The 20869-nt window shown below is 49.9% G+C and carries 16 protein-coding genes; 15 read left to right on the top strand and 1 reads right to left on the bottom strand.

Annotated features, from left to right (window positions below):
• Positions 1 to 31: 31 nt before the first annotated feature.
• The 3 genes from IEW26_RS02545 (at position 32) to IEW26_RS02535 (ending at position 2488) form a co-directional block, all read left to right on the top strand.
• Positions 32 to 469 (top strand): hypothetical protein, encoded by a 438-nt coding sequence (locus IEW26_RS02545; RefSeq protein WP_110898569.1) that lies wholly within the window; start codon positions 32 to 34, stop codon positions 467 to 469.
• A 141-nt stretch (positions 470 to 610) separates the two neighbouring features.
• Entirely contained in the window at positions 611 to 1522 is a 912-nt protein-coding gene (locus tag IEW26_RS02540; protein ID WP_111271066.1) for a selenium metabolism-associated LysR family transcriptional regulator, read from the top strand.
• 96 nt (positions 1523 to 1618) lie between these two features.
• Positions 1619 to 2488: a PHP domain-containing protein gene (locus IEW26_RS02535; protein WP_188591172.1), complete on the top strand. Its 870-nt coding sequence runs from the start codon at positions 1619 to 1621 to the stop codon at positions 2486 to 2488.
• A gap of 669 nt (positions 2489 to 3157) precedes the next feature.
• Here IEW26_RS02535 and IEW26_RS02530 read toward each other — a convergent pair.
• Positions 3158 to 4942, bottom strand: a complete 1785-nt coding sequence (locus IEW26_RS02530) for an Rqc2 family fibronectin-binding protein (protein ID WP_188591649.1) — start codon at positions 4940 to 4942, stop codon at positions 3158 to 3160.
• Between the two features lie 355 nt (positions 4943 to 5297).
• Here IEW26_RS02530 and IEW26_RS02525 point away from each other — a divergent pair, with 355 nt between their 5' ends.
• The 12 genes from IEW26_RS02525 (at position 5298) to rsmB (ending at position 20657) form a co-directional block, all read left to right on the top strand.
• Positions 5298 to 8156, top strand: a complete 2859-nt coding sequence (locus tag IEW26_RS02525; protein WP_188591171.1) for a cation-translocating P-type ATPase — start codon at positions 5298 to 5300, stop codon at positions 8154 to 8156.
• Between the two features lie 284 nt (positions 8157 to 8440).
• Positions 8441 to 9274, top strand: a complete 834-nt coding sequence (gene dapF, locus IEW26_RS02520) for a diaminopimelate epimerase (protein ID WP_111271062.1) — start codon at positions 8441 to 8443, stop codon at positions 9272 to 9274.
• A 227-nt stretch (positions 9275 to 9501) separates the two neighbouring features.
• On the top strand, positions 9502 to 11391 hold the full coding sequence (locus tag IEW26_RS02515; RefSeq protein WP_145403996.1) for a bifunctional homocysteine S-methyltransferase/methylenetetrahydrofolate reductase: 1890 nt from the start codon (positions 9502 to 9504) through the stop codon (positions 11389 to 11391).
• 19 nt (positions 11392 to 11410) lie between these two features.
• On the top strand, positions 11411 to 12310 hold the full coding sequence (locus IEW26_RS02510; RefSeq protein ID WP_111271060.1) for a YicC/YloC family endoribonuclease: 900 nt from the start codon (positions 11411 to 11413) through the stop codon (positions 12308 to 12310).
• Between the two features lie 51 nt (positions 12311 to 12361).
• A complete protein-coding gene (gene remA / locus IEW26_RS02505; RefSeq protein WP_006209218.1) occupies positions 12362 to 12622 on the top strand; it encodes an extracellular matrix/biofilm regulator RemA in 261 nt (86 codons plus the stop codon).
• A 13-nt stretch (positions 12623 to 12635) separates the two neighbouring features.
• Positions 12636 to 13208: a guanylate kinase gene (gmk, locus tag IEW26_RS02500; RefSeq protein WP_110898576.1), complete on the top strand. Its 573-nt coding sequence runs from the start codon at positions 12636 to 12638 to the stop codon at positions 13206 to 13208.
• A gap of 159 nt (positions 13209 to 13367) precedes the next feature.
• Positions 13368 to 13580 (top strand): DNA-directed RNA polymerase subunit omega, encoded by a 213-nt coding sequence (rpoZ, locus tag IEW26_RS02495; protein ID WP_110898577.1) that lies wholly within the window; start codon positions 13368 to 13370, stop codon positions 13578 to 13580.
• Positions 13581 to 13745: 165 nt separating this feature from the next.
• Positions 13746 to 15011, top strand: coding sequence for a bifunctional phosphopantothenoylcysteine decarboxylase/phosphopantothenate--cysteine ligase CoaBC (gene coaBC / locus IEW26_RS02490; RefSeq protein WP_188591170.1), 1266 nt, complete (start codon positions 13746 to 13748; stop codon positions 15009 to 15011).
• Between the two features lie 3 nt (positions 15012 to 15014).
• Positions 15015 to 17564 (top strand): primosomal protein N', encoded by a 2550-nt coding sequence (priA, locus tag IEW26_RS02485; RefSeq protein ID WP_188591169.1) that lies wholly within the window; start codon positions 15015 to 15017, stop codon positions 17562 to 17564.
• Between the two features lie 154 nt (positions 17565 to 17718).
• Positions 17719 to 18207, top strand: coding sequence for a peptide deformylase (def, locus tag IEW26_RS02480; RefSeq protein ID WP_110898580.1), 489 nt, complete (start codon positions 17719 to 17721; stop codon positions 18205 to 18207).
• 12 nt (positions 18208 to 18219) lie between these two features.
• Positions 18220 to 19179, top strand: coding sequence for a methionyl-tRNA formyltransferase (gene fmt / locus IEW26_RS02475; protein ID WP_188591168.1), 960 nt, complete (start codon positions 18220 to 18222; stop codon positions 19177 to 19179).
• A 116-nt stretch (positions 19180 to 19295) separates the two neighbouring features.
• Positions 19296 to 20657 carry a 16S rRNA (cytosine(967)-C(5))-methyltransferase RsmB gene (gene rsmB, locus IEW26_RS02470; protein WP_188591167.1) on the top strand — a complete coding sequence of 454 codons (1362 nt, stop codon included), beginning with the start codon at positions 19296 to 19298 and terminating at the stop codon, positions 20655 to 20657.
• Positions 20658 to 20869: the final 212 nt, after the last annotated feature.

The following is a 20869-nucleotide window of genomic DNA, read 5'->3' as shown; positions in this document are numbered from 1 at the left end:
AGAAAGTCCTATCTGGTGGAGAGTGATTCCCATGCGTGATAAGGTGATGCAACGTTGGAGCACCTACGAGCCGTTTTTTGTGGCTCTCGGAGACAAGAAAGTGGCTGACATCGTCATTACCCATCATGCAAAGATGCGGTATGCAGACCGTATTGAGGCTGCGCGTAGTGATGATGACCATATTGCGGCATGGTTGTGGGAGTGTCTGAAGCAGGACCGGGTAACACCATATTACCGCAATGAACAGGACGTTTACCTGATTGATGATGATTTGGTTATGGTCGCTGAGTTTTCCGAGCTTGAAGGAGAATATGATATAACAGGCAATCCATTGCACAAAATGATTGTAGTGACGTTTTTGGGACGTATGTCGGAGACGATTGAGCTTCGAGATTTGAAGTCGTATTATTCCTGGCTTAGACACTCCAGAAGAATGACACTGGTCAAGAATAGCCGGAAGCACAGATAATAAGTTGTTTTGATATTGCAATCATAGATTTAATGCGAGATTCTATGTACTTACGCATGCAGACAAGCTGCATGCTTTTTTTGTTGCAGAACGGGAAATCGGCTACAATATAGAGAGAGCAAGTGGAAGAGGGGCGAACATATGAATTTTCATCAGCTGCACATTTTTTATACGGTGGCAGAGAAGGGCAGTTTTTCTGCGGCTGCACAGGCACTACATATGACACAACCGGCGGTGACGATGCAGATTCAATCGCTGGAGGATTATTTCGGAACCAAGCTGCTGCATCGTTCTACCAAAAAAATAGAATTGTCAGAGGCGGGCCGTACATTGCTGCCTCATGCCAAACGAAGTGTAGAACTGGTCAGGCAGACCGACGAAGCGATGTCTGCTTTTACACAGAAACTGCAGGGGAGATTGCAGCTTGGAGCAAGTCTGACCATCGGGGAATATGTGCTGCCTCGTATGCTTGGACCTTTTGCAAAGCAGTATCCCGATATCTCCATTGTTATGAAAGTGATGAATACAACCCAGATCATGGATGAGATTTTGAAGCACCAGTTGAACTTTGGATTAATTGAAGCGCCGATACATCATCCCGATATGATTGTGGAACCTGTCATGCAGGATGAACTGAAGCTGATTGTACCTGCGGGACATGATCTGGCTGGCCGTGGCAAAGTCAATCTTGAAGAAGTCATGAATTATCCTTTTGTACTGCGGGAGGAAGGCTCTGGTACACGTCAAGTGATGGAAGGGCAGCTGCAGAAGAAAAAAATTGACCCAAGTGACATGAATGTGGTCATGGAGCTTGGCAGTACAGGAGCGGTCAAATCGGCTGTGGAAGCAGGGGTAGGCATTACGATGCTGTCTCCCTCTTCTGTGCAGCATGAGCTGGCTCTGGGGCTTGTTCATATGGTGGACATTCGCGGGCTGGAGTTCAAGCGTCAGTTTTATGCCATTCATCTGAAATCCTCCTTGCTGCCGCTGTCCGCTGTAGCTTTTCTGGGGTATTTGCGTCAGCAGGAGCATGAGACGGGAGAGCAGGCTTAGGAAGTATGTTCTGTAAGATGGATTTACTTGAGGATTGTGAAAAAGAAACGGTAAGAATCAACAGTCCAGCATTGGATATGAAAGGAAGGATTGCCCATGAATCAGCATCAGGGACGCTGTGATCTTCATACACATAGCCAGGCTTCGGACGGAATGCAGTCCCCGACAGATAATGTGAAGCTTGCGAAGCGAAAAGGGTTATCCGCAGTAGCTCTGACAGACCATGATACCGTGGCTGGAGTGACCGAGGCCAGGCAGGCCGGACAGCTGCTTGATATTGATGTTATTGCCGGGGTAGAGATCAGTACACGCGCGGGCGGCAAGGAGATCCATGTCCTTGGATATGAGGTAGACGTAGATGATGAACGTTTTCTGCAGCGATTGCGCGGTTTGAGAGAGGCGCGAGAGGAGCGCAATCATCGGATGATTGCCAAGCTTCAGGAGCTTGGTCTGGATATCACTTGGCAGGAGGTGCTGGACGAGCTGGGGCGGCCGCTGGAGCCGGATGAAAGTGTGGGCAGACCACATATGGCAGATGTGCTTGTAAAAAAAGGGTATGCCGCCGATATGCGGGATGCTTTTGATCAGTATCTGGCGGAAGGCAAGCCTGGCTATGTATCTGTACCTCGTGTTGCACCGAAGGATGCTTGTGTCTGGATTAGAGAAGCGGGTGGTGCTGCAGTCATAGCGCATCCGGGTATTTACGGGAATAATGAATTGGTAAGACAGATCATCATGGACGCCAAGCCCGACGGTATCGAGGTGTTTCATTCGGATCATGGCCCGGAGGATGAGCAGCGGTATTTGGAGCTGGCGAGGGAATTTGATCTGATTGTTACAGGTGGGTCAGATTATCACGGAGAACGGCAAGGTGTTGTTTTTCACGGAGATTTAGGCAGCAAAACGGTAGCGATGGAGGTCGTAGAGCAGCTTCGGGCTGTATCATCGATGAGAAAATCGAAATAGGCGCATGAAGCGTGGCTGACAGTAGGTATAAGACAAGGTAAGCATAAGACAATGTAAGGATACAACAATGTAAGGATAAAAGGAAAGCGAAGTAGTTTAGAAGCAAGGGTTTAGGGCGTGTCTGAAAACTCTGAAGACGGCAGATTTTGCTGAATTTTCGTTCCAAGCCAGGAAGTTTTCCGCAGGCTTGCCGGGGCACGTCAAGGGAAAGTGACGCAGCATGGGGCGAAAAGGCGGTAAAAGATGCACTTCAGTAGGTTTCAAGACACGTCCTAGATAAAAGGAAGGCCATAAACACATTGAAGGAGTTCTTCAGGGTGCTTATGGCCTTTTTATGATTTGTTTCGCTCGGTTCGCTCGGCCTGTTAGGATCTCTGAGAGGAGCCGAGAGAGAAGGGTGAGATTAAAAGATGAACTATCCATCAACAAATTCTAACGATTCTCACGAACCTTATTTGCCTTCGATTCGGGCTGTTTGAATTCTAACGATCCCCAGGAGCCTTATTTCAGCCAAAACACTAAAAAATGGCCTCCGGTGGAGCGAATTCAGGGAAATAACGTCTCTGTGAATCGTTAGAAATATAAAATGCCTGAAAACGCCCAAATAAGGCTTCTCCTGATCGTTAGAGCTTATCAAGCGTACCATCTGACTAGATGCGCTACGCTACCTTACCCGTTTTTGATCGTTGAGGGCAGGCTTTTGATCAACTCGTCATTCGGCGTGACAAACAGCGTTTTCTGATGGTCATAAATGACAAAGCCGGGCTTTGCACCGCTTGGTTTACGTACATGACGAATGTAAGTGTAGTCTACAGGCACGCTGCTTGATTCCTTTGCTTGGCTGAAATAAGCTGCTAGTTGTGCTGCTTCCTCCAGCGTAGCTTCACCATAATCCGTGCTGCGAATGACCACATGTGAGCCAGGAATGTCTTTGGTATGCAGCCATGTATCATTTGCTGAAGCGAGTCGGTTGGTTACATACTCGTTCTGAAGATTGTTTTTGCCAACCAGAATGTCAATGCCCTCCGAGGATGTGAATTGATGCACGGTTGGACGATCATTTTTCTTTTTCTTCTTGCCTTTTTTGTTTCGGTCACGCAAGTACCCCTGCTGTACAAGCTCGTCCCGAATTTCTTCAATATCGTTCATGGATGCGATGGAAAGCTGCTGCAGCAGGTTGTCGAGATAGGCGATCTCGTCCTTCGTTTTGCCAAGCTGCTCATGAATGACAGCCAGGCTGTTTTTGTATTTGTTATAACGCTTGAAGTAACGCTGCGCATTATCGGATGGTGTAAGCAACGGATCAAGCTGAATGGTGATGCTGCGCTGCTCTTCGTCGTAAAAGTTGACCAGCTCTACACTTTTATCACCCTTGTTGACCAGATGCAGGGAAGCAAATAACAATTCCCCCCACAGTCTGTACTTGTCCGCATCATCTGCTTCAAGCAGATCCTTGTTCAGGTTGTCGAGCTTTTTAATGTTTTTGCTTCGCTCATTTTGCAGGAACCGGAGCAGGTCGCTGACTCTTTGTTTAACTGTGTCCCGTTCGGCCTTGTCTCCGTAATAATCCTCCATACATTTACTCATTGTATCATACGTTTTTTCCTGTTCCTCAATGCTCTGCAGACGAATGGCAGAGAAGACCATTTTGCCTTTGGCATTCAGCCCGGATACAGGGGTGTACTGATGTTCCTTGACAGGAGCCAGCACGGATTCAAAAGCAGTCCAGAGTGTTTCCGCATCCAGACCGTTTGCTTCTGAAGCTGAGCGAGCTGTGATCTCTCCCGCAATGAGCGGACTCATACCGCTGAATGCATTGACCAGCCAGCGAGAAGGATGCAGGTCTGATTCATTCCCCGCTTCAGCGCCTGACGTTTGCTCGTTCTGCTCCACTGCAGTAGAGATCAACTGTGCAAACTCATTTGAAGTGACCTCCAGCGGATTGCTTTTGTGCTGCTCCGGCGGGGCCGTGTATGAGAAACCAGGCATGATGACACGGTAACTGCTGATGGATGGAGTAACATGGTGAATACCGTCCAGAATTGTGTCTGTCGCAGGGTCGAGCAAAATGATATTGCTGTGACGTCCCATCAGTTCAATAATGATGCGTTTGACCGAAACATCACCAAGCTCGTCCCGTTGACGCACATCGATATGAATGATCCGTTCCATGCCAATCTGGCGGATGTTCTCAATGATAGCCCCTTCGCAGTGCTTGCGCATCAGCATGCAGAACATTGGCGCTTCTGTCGGATTCAAAAATGTTTTCTCGGTAAAATGCACACGCGGGTATGTCGGGCTTGCCGAGACAAGCAGCTTGCTGTTGCCGCGCTGGGCACGCAGGGTGAGCACTACATCATGACCGTTTGGCTGATGGATTTTGCTGATTCTCCCTCCGATGCAGCCCTGCAGCTCATGTACGATGGCGCGGGTTACGATGCCGTCAAGTGCCATATTGTCCACTTCCTCTCTATTCAAGCATCTGCACGGTTCTTGCAGATTGCCTTATCTATAACGAATTTACAGACAGCCAGACGTATGTAATCAGATGGGTCATAACAAAAGGATGGCTGCCCTCTTTCTTACTGCAATCAGGAGTTACCCATAAGCTTCGCAGACTTATATTTTAGCTTATTCTGTCCATCAGGGAAAGGATTCACCTTCCGGGTGCTATTCACGGACATGTCCGAATACATATAGAGCAGGTAGTTTGTCCGGCACAGTGTACAGCTTGCCCTGGCAGCATGCCGGTGAAACATGTGAGAGCTTGCATTGCAGATGAAATGAGACTGGGAGGGAATTCTGTAGCATGGAACATACCAAGTGGCATCAACTGAGTGACAAAGAGCTTCGTGACACTCTTGGAGTCGATCCGCAGGAGGGATTAACAGAGGAAGCGGTGGAAGAAAAGCGAAAAACAGCTGGCTCGAACGAGCTGAGTGAGGCAAAGCGGATATCTCCGATCACGCTGCTGCTTAATCAGTTCAAGGACTTCATGGTGCTGGTGCTTATGGGGGCAACCCTGGTATCCGGTTTGCTTGGAGAGTATCTGGATGCGGTGACGATTGTTGCCATTATCGTGCTGAACGCCATCTTAGGCTTTGTACAGGAATTCAGAGCAGAACGTTCCCTGCGCGCACTCAAGCAGCTGTCGGCACCTCTCGCCAAAGTACTCCGTTCAGGTCAGGAAGTGCATCTTCCGGCAAAACAGCTCGTTCCTGGAGACATCATCGTGGTGGAAAGCGGGGACCGAATTCCCGCCGATGTACGCTGGCTGGAAACGAGCAGTCTCGATGTAGAGGAGTCTGCACTCACGGGAGAATCCGTGCCTGTCAGCAAACATTGCAGGCCCATTGCCAGTGAAGATGTTCCACTGGGAGACCAGCGAAATATGGGTTTTATGGGCACAATGGTCACTCGGGGTACGGCTAAAGGTATCGTTATTCGTACGGGTATGGACACAGAGATGGGGAAAATTGCTGACCTGATCCAGAGCACGGAGGAGCAGGAGACTCCGCTGCAGCACAGATTGGAGCAATTGGGCAAAATTCTGATCTTTGTTGCGCTGGGGTTAACGGTGATGGTTGTGGTCGCAGGTATTCTGCATGGACAACCCGCTGTAGGCATGTTCCTGGCAGGTGTCAGCCTTGCTGTAGCGGCAATCCCGGAAGGGCTGCCTGCGATCGTGACCATCGCCCTGGCGCTGGGTGTACAGCGAATGATTAAACGCAAAGCCATTGTACGCAAGCTGCCATCGGTAGAGACGCTGGGCTGCGCCTCCGTAATCTGCTCGGATAAGACAGGTACCCTGACACAAAACAAAATGACGGTCACGAATGTGTGGCTTGAAGGACGCAGTATCAAGGTCACAGGAGACGGTTATGCACCGGAAGGTTACATGCTGGAGAATGATCGGATCATTGAGCTGAAAAGCGACCAGTCCCTGCGAAGAATGCTTCAGATCAGTGCACTTTGCAACAATGCGAGCATTGTAGAAACGGTTCTGAACGAGCCAGGCAGCAAGAAAAAAAATAAAGATTCAAAAAAAGAAAATAAAAAAGGCCGCAAGAAAGGCCAGCAGGAGGAAAATCAGGATTATGTCAGCCAAGTGCTTTGGGAACTAAAGGGCGATCCGACGGAGGGGGCTCTGGTCGCAATGGCTTCCAAAATGGGCCTCACTCCGGCAGGACTCAAGGAATTGTATGTGCGAGAGCAGGAATTTCCGTTTGATTCCGAGCGGAAGCGTATGTCCGTAATGATTAAACATCAGGGCGGGCGAATGATTTATACCAAGGGAGCGCCTGACGTACTCATTGAGCATTGCAGCTATATTCTATGGGAGGGCAAAGTCGTTCCGTTCACCGGCACATTGCGCCAGAAGGTGATGGCTGCCAACGAAAGCATGGCTGGCAATGCGCTGCGGGTGCTCGGGATGGCTTACCGTGAAGTCAGACCGAAGGAACATGTCGCTGACGAACATGCAGCAGAAAGCCAGCTTGTGTTTGTCGGGCTTGCAGGTATGATTGATCCCCCTCGTCGTGAGGTTCGTGATGCCATTGCTACATGCCGCAAGGCGGGCATACGTACCGTCATGATTACGGGAGATCATGGTACAACGGCAGAAGCGATCGCCCATCAGCTGGGCATTCTGCCTCGCGGCGGAGCTTCACTGAGTGGACAGCAGCTTGCGGGCATGACGGATGAGCAGCTGGATAAACAGGTGAACGACATTTATGTGTTCTCCCGAGTTTCACCCGAGCACAAGCTGCGCATCGTCAAGTCACTGCAGCGCAGAGGACACGTTGTTGCCATGACCGGAGATGGTGTCAATGATGCACCTGCGATCAAGGCAGCAGACATCGGCATCGCAATGGGCATTACCGGTACGGATGTAACCAAGGAAGCCTCTTCCCTTATTCTGAGTGATGACAATTTCTCCACGATTGTGGCAGCTATTGAAGAGGGCCGCAACATCTATGAGAATATTCGCAAGTTTATCCGTTATTTGCTGGCATCCAATGTAGGCGAAATTCTGACGATGTTTTTTGCAATGATGATGGGCTTGCCTCTTCCGCTTGTGCCTATTCAGATTCTATGGGTAAACCTTGTGACGGATGGCCTGCCTGCCATGGCGCTTGGAGTCGACCAACCGGAAAAAGATCTGATGGAGCATAAGCCGCGCGGAGCGAAGGAAAATATTTTTGCCCGCAGATTAGGATGGAAAATTGTTAGCCGTGGTGTGCTGATCGGGTTATGTACGCTCGGTGCATTCTGGCTTACTCTTCAGGCGGCTCCGGATAATCCGGGTCAATTGATCAAAGCGCAGTCTGTTGCTTTTGCAACTCTGGTGCTCGCCCAGCTGATCCATGTGTTTGACTGCCGGAGCTCGCGTTCCATCTTCCATCGAAATCCGCTGCAGAACAAATATCTCGTGCTTGCTGTCATTTCCTCTGTTGTGCTTATGCTGGTTGTCATGTACGTTGAACCGCTGCAGCCGATTTTCAAAACCGTACCTCTCGGTCTGCGTGAATGGGCAATCTGCATCGTAGCCGCAGGTATTCCTACCTTCCTGATGGGGGCAGGCAGCGTGTGGGGAGGTCGTCGTAATCGCCGCCGTATGGGTGGTCCCGGGCGCTTCGTACCGAAAAGTACAAAGTTTTCAGCATAAAATCAATAGTAATTCCTGAGCTGTTTCGGTATGCTATCCTCAAAATGATTCAAAGCGAGAGCTTTGACATTTTGCAGGATAGCTTTTTTATATGCATGAACGTGGATCAAAGATCGCTTCCTGGTTTTACGGGTAATACTCTCAATCGGGTTTGACTGTAACAGCTTCAATCGGGTTTGACTGTAACAGCTTCAATCGGTTTTGACTGTAAGAGCCTCAATAAGAGAGAATAATTTATAAACTAAAGCTTTGGCAGCAGACTGCCAAAAGGAGTGGGCAAGGATATGGAATTTACGAAAATGCACGGATTGGGCAACGATTTTATTATTGTATTTGGAGAAAAGGAGCTTCCTTCGGATGCGGCGGAGCTTGCAGTTAAATGGTGCAATCGCTTCTTCGGCATCGGAGCGGACGGCCTGGTATATATACTTCCTTCAGAGAAGGCGGATTTTCAGATGCGTATTATGAACTCGGACGGCTCGGAAGCGGAGCAGTGCGGCAATGCTATTCGCTGCGTGTCCAAGTACGTATACGACCACGGTCATGTTGACCGTGAACAGATTACCATTGAAACGATCGGCGCCGGAGTACAGCCCGTGACCCTCAACCTGCGTGATGGCAAAGTGGAAACGGTGCGGGTAGATATGGGCGAGCCAATCCTCGATGGTCTTCAGGTGCCAACCACAGTAGATGCGAATCCTGTAGTTGATCATTACATTGAAGCCAATGGACATGCATTCAAATTTACGGCGGTATCTATGGGCAACCCTCACGCAGTTATCTATGTGGATGATGCAGTGAACTTTGATCTGACGACCTGGGGGCCGCTGCTTGAAGTGCATCCGATGTTCCCGAAAAAAATCAATGTTGAATTCGCGACTGTACGCGACCGCGGATATGTAGACATGCGAGTGTGGGAGCGCGGAGCAGGACCAACGCTGGCTTGTGGAACCGGCGCCTGTGCAACGCTCGTGTCATCGGTGCTGAACGGCCATACAGACCGCACGGCAGTAATCAGCTTGAAGGGCGGAGATCTTAACATTGAGTGGAGCGAGGCAGATAACCACGTCTATATGACTGGACCAGCCGAAGTTGTTTTCAAGGGAGTTACTTCATAATCAAGTTCGTACGATGAGATTAATGATCACGGAGGCCTACGGGCCTCTTTTTTACTCTTGATGAGAACATCCTCGGTCCAGCCCCTCAAGTGAGCTTTCGGACGTTCAATACTAGGAATGTCCACTGGAGCCGGACAAACAGCAAAATCCTGTGTTTTTCTTCGTTTTTTAGCGTTTTTTGTGTTACATTAGTATGAAATGATCACAGCTAGGCGGGGGGAAATGGGATGAAGGCGGATTTACGCACTGCAATGAAACAACGTGTTCTTGTTGGTGATGGGGCCATGGGAACGTTTCTATATCAAATGGGATTCCCGGTTGGGATTTCCTATGAAGAATTGAACTTGATTTCACCGGAAGTTGTGGCAGACGTGCATCGCCGTTATCGGAATGCTGGCACAGAGATCTTTGAGACGAACACATACTCGGCCAATTTTGACAAGTTGTCCAAGTTTGGACTGGAGTCCAGAGTCGAGGAAGTGAACCGTGCAGGTGTACGCATCGCAAAGGAAGTTGCCGGTTCAGACGGATACGTTCTCGGCGCTGTGGGCTCTATACGCGGCGGTAAACGAACGAACGTGTCTACCAGTGAATTGAAGCGCTTCTATCAGCAGCAAATTTCTGCTTTGCTGGATGAAGGTGTGGACGGCATACTGCTCGAAACCTTTTATGATATTGAAGAGATGGACATTGCTCTTCTGCAGGCGCGTAAACTGAGCGATCTTCCGGTTATCGGCCAATTCGCGGTGGAAGATGTGGGCCATACACTGGACGGTTTCACGATGCCTGAAGCCTTTCGCATTATGCGCGAGCAGGGAGCTGACGTCATCGGCTTCAACTGTCGTTCTGGTCCGAACGGGATTATGCGTGCGATGGAAACCGTATCTGGTCGCATCGGTGTACCGATGTCCGTGTATCCGAATGCGGGTGCGGCGGATTATGTGGACGGTCAGTTTCGTTATGGCGCCACGCCTGAATATTTTGGCCAAACTGCCGTGCAGTTTGCAGATCTTGGTGCCCGTATTATCGGTGGATGCTGCGGTACAACGCCTGATCATATTACAGCCATCAAACAAGCGCTTGCGGAGTATGTACCGCTGCCGATTGCAGAGCCTGATCCAGCCGAGAGCCAGCCGCGAATCGTGCTTCATGAGAATCTAGATGAACGTGCAGGGCGCGGGGGACAGCCAACGATTGTGGATCTGGTCAAGCAGCGCCATACGGTCATTGTCGAGCTTGACCCGCCGCGTGATCTGGACATTGCCAAGTTCATGAAGGGTGCTGAAACGCTGAAAGCTGCCGGAGCAGATGCACTGACGCTGGCGGACAACTCTCTTGCCGTGACCCGTATGAGCAACATGGCCCTTGGACATCTGGTGCAGGACCGCACCGGTCTGCGTGCACTTGTGCATATTGCCTGCCGTGACCGCAATCTGATCGGCACCCAGTCCCATATGATGGGATTCGATGCGCTGGGCATTAATCATGTGCTTGCGGTAACTGGTGATCCTGCCAGATTCGGTGATTTACCTGGCTCCAGCTCGGTGTACGACCTGACCTCATTTGAGATTATTCGAATGATCAAACAGCTGAATGATGGTGTAGCCTTCTCGGGTAAACCGTTGAAACAGAAGGCTGGTTTTGTGATTGGTGCCGCGTTTAACCCAAATGTTAAACATCTGGACAAAGCGGTGCAGCGGCTTGAGAAGAAAATTGCCTCCGGGGCAGACTATATTATGACACAGCCTGTATACGATCCGGAACTGATCGTAAAGATGCGTGAGGCAACCAAACATCTGGATATTCCTATATTTGTCGGTGTTATGCCGCTGGCAAGCGGACGCAACGCGGAGTATTTGCACAATGAGGTTCCCGGGATTCAGCTGTCGGATGAGGTGCGGTCTCGTATGGCAGGACTTGAAGGCGAAGAAGGCCGTGCGATGGGAGTAACGATTGCGAAAGAACTGCTGGATGTAGCTACAGAGCATTTCAAGGGGATCTATTTGATGACTCCGTTTATGTTCTATGGCATGACCGCCGAGCTGACTCAATATGTCTGGGAGAAATCGGAGCATCAATGTCCTACTTGTTTCCACCCTAATAATCAATTACAATAGTAAAACGGATGTGATGCCGATGTCATTCAGTATGACCGGATACGGTCAATCCGCCTTTCATTTTGGCGGCTACAAGGTACAATTGGAGATCAAATCAGTCAATCATCGTTATTGTGAAGTCATGATGCGTCTGCCGAGAGAGTGGACGTACTATGAGGATGGTTTGAGGAAGATCGTACAGAGCCGCTTGAAACGAGGGCGGATTGATGTTTATGTAATGAAAGAAAAAGAGGAAGACCAGGCTCTTCCCGCTGTTCTGAATGAGCAGGCGGTCAGGGCCTATCTGCAGGCTGCAGAGCAGCTGGAACGTCAATTTGGACTGCAGGGCAAACCAAGCATTGTGGATATGCTGGGGCTGCCGGATGTTATGGTTCAGTCGGATGGGACGAGCTTCGTGCCAGACGAACAGAAGCATGAATGGGAGCAGGTTTTGCATGCAGGTTTGAATGAGGCTCTCTCCAGTCTGGAGCAGATGCGCGCTCGCGAAGGTCTTCATCTGGCCACTGATCTGGAACGGCGGATTACCCGTCTGGAGTCACTGCATACCGAGATGCTCGCGCTTGCGCCAACGGTGGTAAGTGATTACCGCAACAAGTTAAGGCAGCGGCTTACGGAAATGCAGGAAGAGGGCTCTTTCCCTTTTGATGAGCATAAATTGGGTATGGAAATCGCAGTGTTTGCGGATCGTTCCAACATTGAAGAGGAGCTTACACGTTTACTCAGTCATTTTGGACAGAGCAGGGAATTGCTGAAGAGCGAAGACCCGGTAGGTCGCAAGCTGGACTTTCTGATTCAGGAGATGAATCGGGAAGTCAATACGATTGGATCAAAAGCCAACCACTTGGCTCTGGTGAACCGTGTTGTCGAGATGAAGGCGGAGCTGGAGAAGATTCGTGAGCAAGCAGCGAACATCGAATGAACGGCCAAATTTCGGCAGAAGAGTCGCATGTATAGGGGGAAGAACCTGATTATGGCAATCAAACTCATTAACATTGGATTCGGTAACATCGTATCGGCGAACCGGATTATATCCATCGTGAGTCCGGAATCGGCGCCGATCAAGAGAATTATACAAGAGGCAAGAGATCGTCACATGCTGATCGATGCAACTTACGGAAGACGTACCCGTGCCGTTATTATTACGGATAGCGATCACGTTATTCTGTCTGCAGTTCAGCCTGAAACGGTCGCCCATCGTCTTTCTTCGAAAGATGATGATAACGACGAATAAAATGGAGTGTAATATGTCTAAGGGATTACTGATAGTGTTGTCCGGCCCATCCGGGGTCGGGAAGGGTACAGTATGCAGCGAACTGCGTAAACGGGTGCCGAATCTGACGTATTCGGTATCAGCAACCACGCGTCAGCCACGTTTGGGTGAAGAGCATGGGGTAAACTATTTTTTTCACTCGCATGATGAGTTTCTGAAGATGATTGCCGAGGATCAGCTGCTGGAGCATGCGGAATATGTAGGCAATTATTACGGTACTCCGCGTGATTTTGTGGAGAAAACAATTAACGAAGGCCGCGATATCATTCTGGAGATTGAAGTTCAGGGTGCGCTCAAAGTGAAGGAGAAATTCCCGGAAGGAATCTTTGTGTTCCTGCTTCCGCCTTCTCTGGACGAGCTGAAGGATCGCATTCAGGGCCGTGGTACGGAAAGTCAGGCGACGATTGATCACCGGATGTCCGTTGCGGTGGATGAGATCAATCTGCTGGAACAGTATGATTATGCGGTGGTAAATGATGAAATCGAACTCGCTTGCAAGCGAATAGAAAGCATCATTATTGCCGAACATTGTAAGATCAATAAATAATCCCTTTTGCCGCCGTATACAGCGATATTCATGGGGCAGTTGTCATATCATGTTAAGGATGGGTTAAGCCCGCATGCCTTAATGTGAAGACGCGCAACATAAAGGCTCTGTCCGGCGGCAACTTGTGATTATACTAAAGCAAAGAGGTGTTTTGTTAATATGCTGTATCCTTCAATTGATGAAATGATGAATAAAGTTGACAGCAAGTATTCCCTGGTTGTCGCTGCTTCCCGCCGTGCCAGACAACTTCGCGAAGGCGAAAAATCCGAGCTGAGAAACGCAAAATCCCATAAACAGGTTGGCGTTGCACTGGAAGAAATCTACGGAGATCATCTGGTTGTACTCAAAGGACAGGATGAAGAAGAAGAGTAAGCCCTGGCGGCTGCTCTTCAACTGCATACGGCGAAAGCCCAATTTATGTTGACAACCGCGAGGTTGTTATTTTTTTACGAATAAGCCTTTAATCCTTATTTAAGGACTGTTATTTTTTATTTTTAATGGATATTTGACGTCTTAACATGATCGGGGGATATACACATGTTGAACGGTAAAAGAATTGTGCTCGGCGTAACAGGTGGCATAGCGGCTTATAAGGCGGCAGCATTATGCAGCAAGCTGGTGCAGAAGGGAGCGGATGTTCACGTCATTATGACGGCTTCTGCAACACAGTTTATATCCGAATTAACGCTGCAGACATTAACCCGCAACCCGGTGTACACAGATACATTTGATGAACGGGAACCGGCGGTGGTGTCTCATATTCATCTGGCTGATCTGGCCGATCTCTTGCTGGTCGCTCCTGCGACTGCGAATGTCATTGCCAAGATGGCACATGGAATGGCTGATGATATGCTGACAACCACTTTGCTGGCTACCACTGCACCTGTAATGATCGCACCGGCCATGAATGTACATATGTACGATCATCCGGCGGTCAAACAAAATATGAATCTGCTCGTTGAACGAGGCGCATTAATGATTGAACCCGGCGAAGGGCTGCTCGCCTGCGGATATGTTGGCAAGGGGCGTCTGGAAGAGCCGGAGACGATTGTCGACGTGGTGGAGCGTTTCTTTGCGCAGCGTAATACTCCTTCGATGAGACGTTCGGAGCAAGCTCTGAGCGAGGTTCAGACACAAGGCCAGGATTTGCTTTTAAAAGGAAAAAAGGTCGTGGTTACCGCTGGCGGTACAGTTGAGCGAATTGACCCCGTTCGTTATATTACCAATGACTCATCCGGAAAAATGGGCTTTGCCATCGCCGCTGCCGCGCGTGATCTGGGCGCCGATGTGAAGCTGGTCATGGGCAATACACAGGCCCAGCCGCCGGAGCAGGTGGAGGTTATTCCCGTGCAGTCCGCACAGGATATGTATGAAGCGGTATCCAAGGAGTGGCAGGATGCGGACATCGTTATTAAAGCAGCGGCTGTCGCTGATTATCGACCAAAGGAAGTTTACACAGAGAAAATCAAGAAGACAGGTGACACACTGTCACTGGAGCTTGTGAAAAATATAGATATTCTGGAGACGCTGGGCAAACGGAAAACCCATCAGTATTTGATCGGTTTTGCCGCAGAGACGCAGTCGCTGGAAATGTATGCACGTGAAAAGCTGGAACGGAAAAATTGTGATCTGATCGTAGCCAATGATGTCACCCGTTCGGGAGCCGGATTCGGGACAGACACCAATGCGGTTCATATTTATGACCGGGATGGATTGGTAGAGGAGCTTGAATTGATGTCCAAGCAAGATGTGGCGCATCGCTTGCTTCGAATTGCGGCAGAGCGCATTGCCGGGAGGAATTGATAGATGGAGATTGCCAAGGTCATTGTCGATGTGCCTGTGAAGCAGACCGACCGGCCTTTTGATTATCTGGTTCCCGACTCGATGAAGGAATGGATTGAGGTGGGGAGCAGGGTAGGTGTACCTTTTGGACATCGCACGGTGCAGGGATTTGTCGTTGATCTGGTTCCGCGCACAGGTGAGGAATCATTCAGGCTGAAACCTATTCAGGAACTGCTGGACATTGTGCCGCCTCTCTCGAAGGACCTGGTGGAGCTGGCAGAATGGATGAGCGAGCGTTATGCGAGCAATCGCATCTTGTCCTTGCAGGTGATGGTGCCTACGGCGCTGAAAGGAAAAGCCGAGCGTTATATTTCGCTGGGAGATGCGCTCGATGGACGTGCCTTGGATAAAACCTCTAACGAAGACGTGTTGTTTGTGTGGGGAGAAGAGTCTAGCGCCGAGAAGGTGCAGCAGGATATTATTCGTTTTGTGCAAAACAGGGGGCAGGTTCCACTGCAGCAATTAAGCCGGAAATATCCGAATCATGCTGCTTTGATCAAAAAACTGCTGCTGAGTGGTGTTCTGCTGGAAAGCCAGGCGATCAAGGACAAGCTTAGCAAAAAAACGATGAAATCCGTTAATCTGGCTGTAGATATTGCTGCCGCAGAAGAGGCGCTTGAATCGTTCCCGGCCAAGGCACAGCGACAGAAGGAAATTCTTTCTTTTTTGCTGGAGATGAAGGACTTGCTGCCTATGCCTATGAAAGAAGTGCTGGCTACCTTGCAAGTATCGGCGGCAACCGTCAAAGGGCTTGAGGACAAAGGACTGGTTGTTACGGAGGATGTGGAGGTATTCCGCGATCCATATCAAGGCAGACGTTTTAAACCAACAGAACCACTGGCATTGACCGATGAGCAGCAAGGTGTTTATGCCAGCATAAACGGTCGTTTGCAGGAACATCGTCACGGCGTTTTTCTATTGCATGGGGTTACAGGCAGCGGCAAAACAGAAGTGTATCTGCAGACGATCCAGCAATGTATTAATCAGGACAGACAGGCGATTGTGCTGGTGCCAGAGATTGCCCTTACGCCACAGATGGTGGAACGTTTCAAGGGACGTTTTGGCGATCAAGTAGCGGTCATGCACAGCCGACTGTCCGGCGGTGAGCGTTATGATGAATGGCGCAAAATTCGTGAAGGTCAGGTCAAGGTGGCGATTGGCGCACGTTCTGCGGTATTTGCTCCCTTTAGCAGGCTGGGACTGATTATTATGGATGAGGAGCATGAAACCTCGTACAAGCAGGAGGAGACGCCTAAATATCATGCGCGGGATGTCGCTGTCAAAAGAGCACAACAGCATCAGGCCGTGGTTGTTCTCGGCTCCGCCACACCTTCGCTTGAGAGTTATTATGCTGCGCGCTCGCAAAGCAATGACGAGTTTGCTCCGCTTTTGCTGGAAATGCCCACAAGGGCGCTTGGCAACAACCTGCCAACCGTCCGTATCATTGATATGCGCGAAGAGCTGAAGGAAGGCAATCGGTCCATGTTCAGCAGGGCGCTGCACAAAGGAATCGAGGAGCGGATGGAGCGCGGAGAACAGACGGTGCTGCTGCTGAATCGCCGCGGATATTCCACGTTTGTGATGTGCCGCAGCTGCGGATATGTGGCCGGTTGTCCTGAATGTGATATCTCCTTGACGTATCATCAGCGCTCCAACAATCTGCGCTGTCACTATTGCGGTTATGCGGAAGCTGCACCTGAAACCTGCCCGGATTGCGGAAGCGAGCATATCAGGTACTTTGGCACAGGAACACAGCGGGTGGAGGAAGAGCTGGCCAAGCTTTTCCCAGGGATTCGTGTCATTCGAATGGATGTGGACACCACTACCGAAAAGGGTTCACATGAAAAGCTGTTAAAGCAATTTCGGGAGAAAAAGGCCGATGTCCTGCTTGGGACCCAGATGGTCGCCAAAGGACTCGATTTCCCCGATGTGACTCTGGTGGGTGTAATCACCGCGGACTCAGCGCTGAATTTACCTGATTTTCGTGCTGCCGAGAAGACGTTCCAGCTATTGACGCAAGTGGCGGGCCGGGCGGGCCGTCATCAATTGCCAGGTGAAGTGTTCGTACAGTCCTATACGCCTGAACATTATTCGATTGGACATGCAAGCCAGCATGATTACGTATCCTTTGTACGGGAGGAACTCCTGCATCGCAGAACTTTACAGTATCCGCCGTATTGCCGTCTGATTCTGGTGACGTTCTCCCATGAACAGCTCCCTGTGTTGATCCGATTGGCCGAGAACTACACCCGATTGCTGAAAGAAAAGGCAAATGCAGCTGGCTGGCTGGGCAGTCTTGACCGTTTCAGCAACGATGCCTTTGATGTGCTTGGGCCTGTCGCTTCGCCGATCCCGCGGATCAAGAATAGATACCGATTCCAATGTATGATAAAATGGCGTGGGGATGTGGACGCGATCGGTCTGGCTCTGGCAACGGCCCGGCACATGGATGATGATGTTCAGGCCCAAAAGTTGCTCATTAGTCTTGATGTAGACCCGCAGATGTTAATGTAACATTTCACAGCTTTTTATATACAAAAAAATGTGGATGTGAACAAGCGGTATAAACATAGATTATAACCAGCATATGAAATAAAGTTGATTGCCGAGAAAACAAGCAGAAATGATTTTTAGAAAACAAGATAAGAATTAGGAAGGTGCTTACTACATGTCGATTCGTATTATCGTTAAAGAACCAGATGAGGTGCTACACAAGAGAGCCAAGGAGGTAACCAAGGTTACACCTAATGTGCAGAAGCTGCTGGATGATATGGCAGATACGATGTATGATGCAGAAGGCGTAGGTCTTGCTGCTCCACAGGTGGGCATACTGAAACGTTTGATCGTCATTGACGCAGGGGATGAGCAAGGATTGATCAAAATGATTAATCCCGAGATTATTTCCAGTGAAGGTGAACAGTTTGGGCCGGAAGGCTGCCTGAGTATTCCTGGAATTAACGGTGATGTCCGTCGCTATGAGACGGTAACAGTTAAAGGGCTCGATCGTGAAGGTAAAGAGCTGATCATTACAGGCAGTGGCCTGTTGTCCCGTGCGTTCCAGCACGAAATTGACCATCTGAACGGTGTGCTTTTCACGGATATCGCCGAGAAAGTATATGAAATTGCAGCCGATCAGACTGGACCGCGTCGCAATTAAGGAGTGATCGATTTGAATATCGTTTTTATGGGAACACCTGAATTTGCTGTACCTTCCCTGGATATGCTGATGGCAGAAGGTTACCATGTCGTAGGTGTGGTAACCCAGCCCGACAAACCGCAGGGACGTAAAAAAGTGCTGACACCAACGCCGGTCAAGGCCGCAGCCGAACGCTACGGTCTATCGGTGTTTCAGCCAATTAAGCTGCGTGACCCGGAAGCAGTAGCCCGTCTTGCGGAATGGAAGCCGGATCTGATTGTGACGGCTGCATTCGGACAGATCCTGCCCAAAGCGGTATTGGATATGCCCATTCGTGGCTGCGTGAACGTTCACGGTTCTCTCTTGCCCAAGTACCGGGGAGGAGCACCGATACAGCGCTCTATTATTAACGGAGAATCGGTGACAGGTGTCACACTGATGTATATGGCAGAAGGACTGGATACCGGAGATATGATCTCTCGGGTAGAAGTGCCCATCACGGATGAAGATACATCGGGTACGATGTTTGCAAAACTCAGTGAGGCAGGCTCCAGGCTGCTTCAGGCAGAAATGCCGCGCCTGATCGCTGGTGAAACGACAGCTGTGCCTCAGGACGATAGCGAGGCTTCATATGCTCGTAATCTGACCCGTGAAGACGAGAAGCTCGACTGGAGTCGCACTTCACGTGAGTTGTTCAACCAGATTCGAGGCCTTGTGCCTTTTTCAGGAGCATTTACGATGTGGGACGATCAGGTTTTCAAAGTTTGGGCTGCGGCCAATCCCGCGCAAGCTCAGACGGAGAGTTCCGCTGTATCCGGTAATGGACAAGCCGAGCCGGGAACGGTGCTGCAGTTGAACAAAACGGGTATTGAAGTCCAGACAGGCAATGGCTCCTTATGGCTGACAGAGGTACAACCTGCCGGTAAAAAGGTAATGCAGGCTGCTGACTTTGCTCGTGGCGGAACATTGAAGCCTGGAACGGTGCTGCGATGAGTGGCAATAAAACAGGAAATAACAATAAGTCACAAAGCAACGATAAGTCACAAAGCAAAATTAGGGCAAACCGCTCTTCGGATAAAGGTGCCAGAAATGCGGGTAGCAGCACGCGTATGCAGAAGCCGAAAGTTTCTGCACGCGCGCTTGCTGTCAAAGTGTTAAGCGCTGTTGAGCAGGACGGGGCTTATAGCAATCTGGAATTAAATCGCCGTCTCAAGGAGGCAGAGCTTAGTTCTGCAGATGCAGGACTTGCTACCGAGCTGGTATACGGAACGATAGCAAGACGGAATACCATTGATTATTATCTGGAGCGTTTTGTTGCCAAAGGCGTAGCCAAATTACAGCCTTGGGTACGAAGCCTGCTTCGAATCAGTGTCTATCAGATCATCTATCTGGATCGAATTCCGGAACATGCCGTCGTGAGTGAAGCTGTGAACCTGGCGAAGAAGCTGGGTCATCAGGGAATCTCCGGTATGGTGAACGGTGTGCTGCGGAATATGATTCGTAATCGGGAGCAGCTGCACATCCCTTCACATCTGCCTGCTGCTGAAAGGATTTCGCTGGAGCATTCTCATCCGCTGTGGATGGTAGAACGCTGGATTCGTCAGTACGGCGAAGAGACGACAGAAGCCATTTGCCGGGCAAATAATGAACCTCCAGCCGTGAGCGTGCGTGTGAATACGACGATGACTACACGGGAGAAGATGATGGAGGAAATGGAGAGAAGCGGAGCAGTTGTTGAAGCTTCACGTCTTAGTCCGGATGGCATTCTCGTGCGAAGTGGCGGTAATATGGCGCTAACGTCCTGGTATCGGGATGGACTGTTCTCCGTGCAAGACGAAAGCTCTATGCTGGTTGCCGAAGCTGTGGCTCCTGAAGAGGGACAGCGTGTATTGGACTGTTGTGCGGCTCCGGGCGGGAAAACAGCACATATGGCGGAGAAGATGCAGGATCGCGGTCATATTATAGCTAATGATGTTCACGCACATAAACGCGAGCTTATTCTGGAGCAGGCCGAACGTCTCGGACTCGGCTGTATTGATGCGGTAACGGGAGATGCACTTGATTTGAACAAGCGCTACCCCGAAGCTTCATTTGACCGGATTTTGCTGGATGCACCTTGCTCCGGTTTGGGCGTAATTCGTCGCAAGCCGGATGTCAAATGGAGCAAGTCGGCATCGGACATCGAGGATATCTCGAGCCTCCAGCGTGAGCTGCTGGATTGTGTAGCGCCGCTTCTCAAACCGGGAGGCATTCTGGTGTACAGCACATGTACCATTGAATCAGCCGAGAATGAAGATATGGTGGCTGACTTTTTGAGCCGTCATCCTGAATATCAGGCTATGGAAACGTCTAACTGGTCGCAGCCCGAAACCAGAAGTTGGCAGGCTGTGAACGGTGGCGTTCAGATTCTGCCGCAGTATGCTCACAGTGACGGTTTTTACATCGCAAGGTTGACAAGAACCGTTAATTAGCCGTTTAATAAAGCACGGAAGGAAGGCCGCCGAGGGAAACCCCGGCGGATTTCTTTGTGAGAGGCAAGTTTGCTGAACGGTTCGGTCGGAATGAAGTGTTTGCTATAATGTCAAGATGCGATAGTAGCATTGAGGTGTTATAATGCATGAATAACGTGCCTCACGGGTATACATGGATGTAACGTGGTGTTTGTGATAGAATAGGACGAATG

This window comes from Paenibacillus silvae (genome assembly GCF_014639235.1).
GTDB classification, from domain to species: Bacteria; Bacillota; Bacilli; order Paenibacillales; family Paenibacillaceae; genus Paenibacillus; species Paenibacillus silvae.
Note: the sequence above shows the minus strand (reverse complement) of the source record. Positions and strands in the feature narration are given on the sequence as shown.

Bases quoted from the DNA above. Each gene is read 5' to 3' on its own strand.
- IEW26_RS02545 (WP_110898569.1), top strand. From the start codon at position 32: ATGCGTGATAAGGTGATGCAACGTTGGAGCACCTACGAGCCGTTTTTT.
- IEW26_RS02540 (WP_111271066.1), top strand. From the start codon at position 611: ATGAATTTTCATCAGCTGCACATTTTTTATACGGTGGCAGAGAAGGGC.
- IEW26_RS02535 (WP_188591172.1), top strand. From the start codon at position 1,619: ATGAATCAGCATCAGGGACGCTGTGATCTTCATACACATAGCCAGGCT.
- IEW26_RS02530 (WP_188591649.1), bottom strand. From the start codon at position 4,942: ATGGCACTTGACGGCATCGTAACCCGCGCCATCGTACATGAGCTGCAG.
- IEW26_RS02525 (WP_188591171.1), top strand. From the start codon at position 5,298: ATGGAACATACCAAGTGGCATCAACTGAGTGACAAAGAGCTTCGTGAC.
- dapF (WP_111271062.1), top strand. From the start codon at position 8,441: ATGGAATTTACGAAAATGCACGGATTGGGCAACGATTTTATTATTGTA.
- IEW26_RS02515 (WP_145403996.1), top strand. From the start codon at position 9,502: ATGAAGGCGGATTTACGCACTGCAATGAAACAACGTGTTCTTGTTGGT.
- IEW26_RS02510 (WP_111271060.1), top strand. From the start codon at position 11,411: ATGTCATTCAGTATGACCGGATACGGTCAATCCGCCTTTCATTTTGGC.
- remA (WP_006209218.1), top strand. From the start codon at position 12,362: ATGGCAATCAAACTCATTAACATTGGATTCGGTAACATCGTATCGGCG.
- gmk (WP_110898576.1), top strand. From the start codon at position 12,636: ATGTCTAAGGGATTACTGATAGTGTTGTCCGGCCCATCCGGGGTCGGG.
- rpoZ (WP_110898577.1), top strand. From the start codon at position 13,368: ATGCTGTATCCTTCAATTGATGAAATGATGAATAAAGTTGACAGCAAG.
- coaBC (WP_188591170.1), top strand. From the start codon at position 13,746: ATGTTGAACGGTAAAAGAATTGTGCTCGGCGTAACAGGTGGCATAGCG.
- priA (WP_188591169.1), top strand. From the start codon at position 15,015: ATGGAGATTGCCAAGGTCATTGTCGATGTGCCTGTGAAGCAGACCGAC.
- def (WP_110898580.1), top strand. From the start codon at position 17,719: ATGTCGATTCGTATTATCGTTAAAGAACCAGATGAGGTGCTACACAAG.
- rsmB (WP_188591167.1), top strand. From the start codon at position 19,296: ATGCAGAAGCCGAAAGTTTCTGCACGCGCGCTTGCTGTCAAAGTGTTA.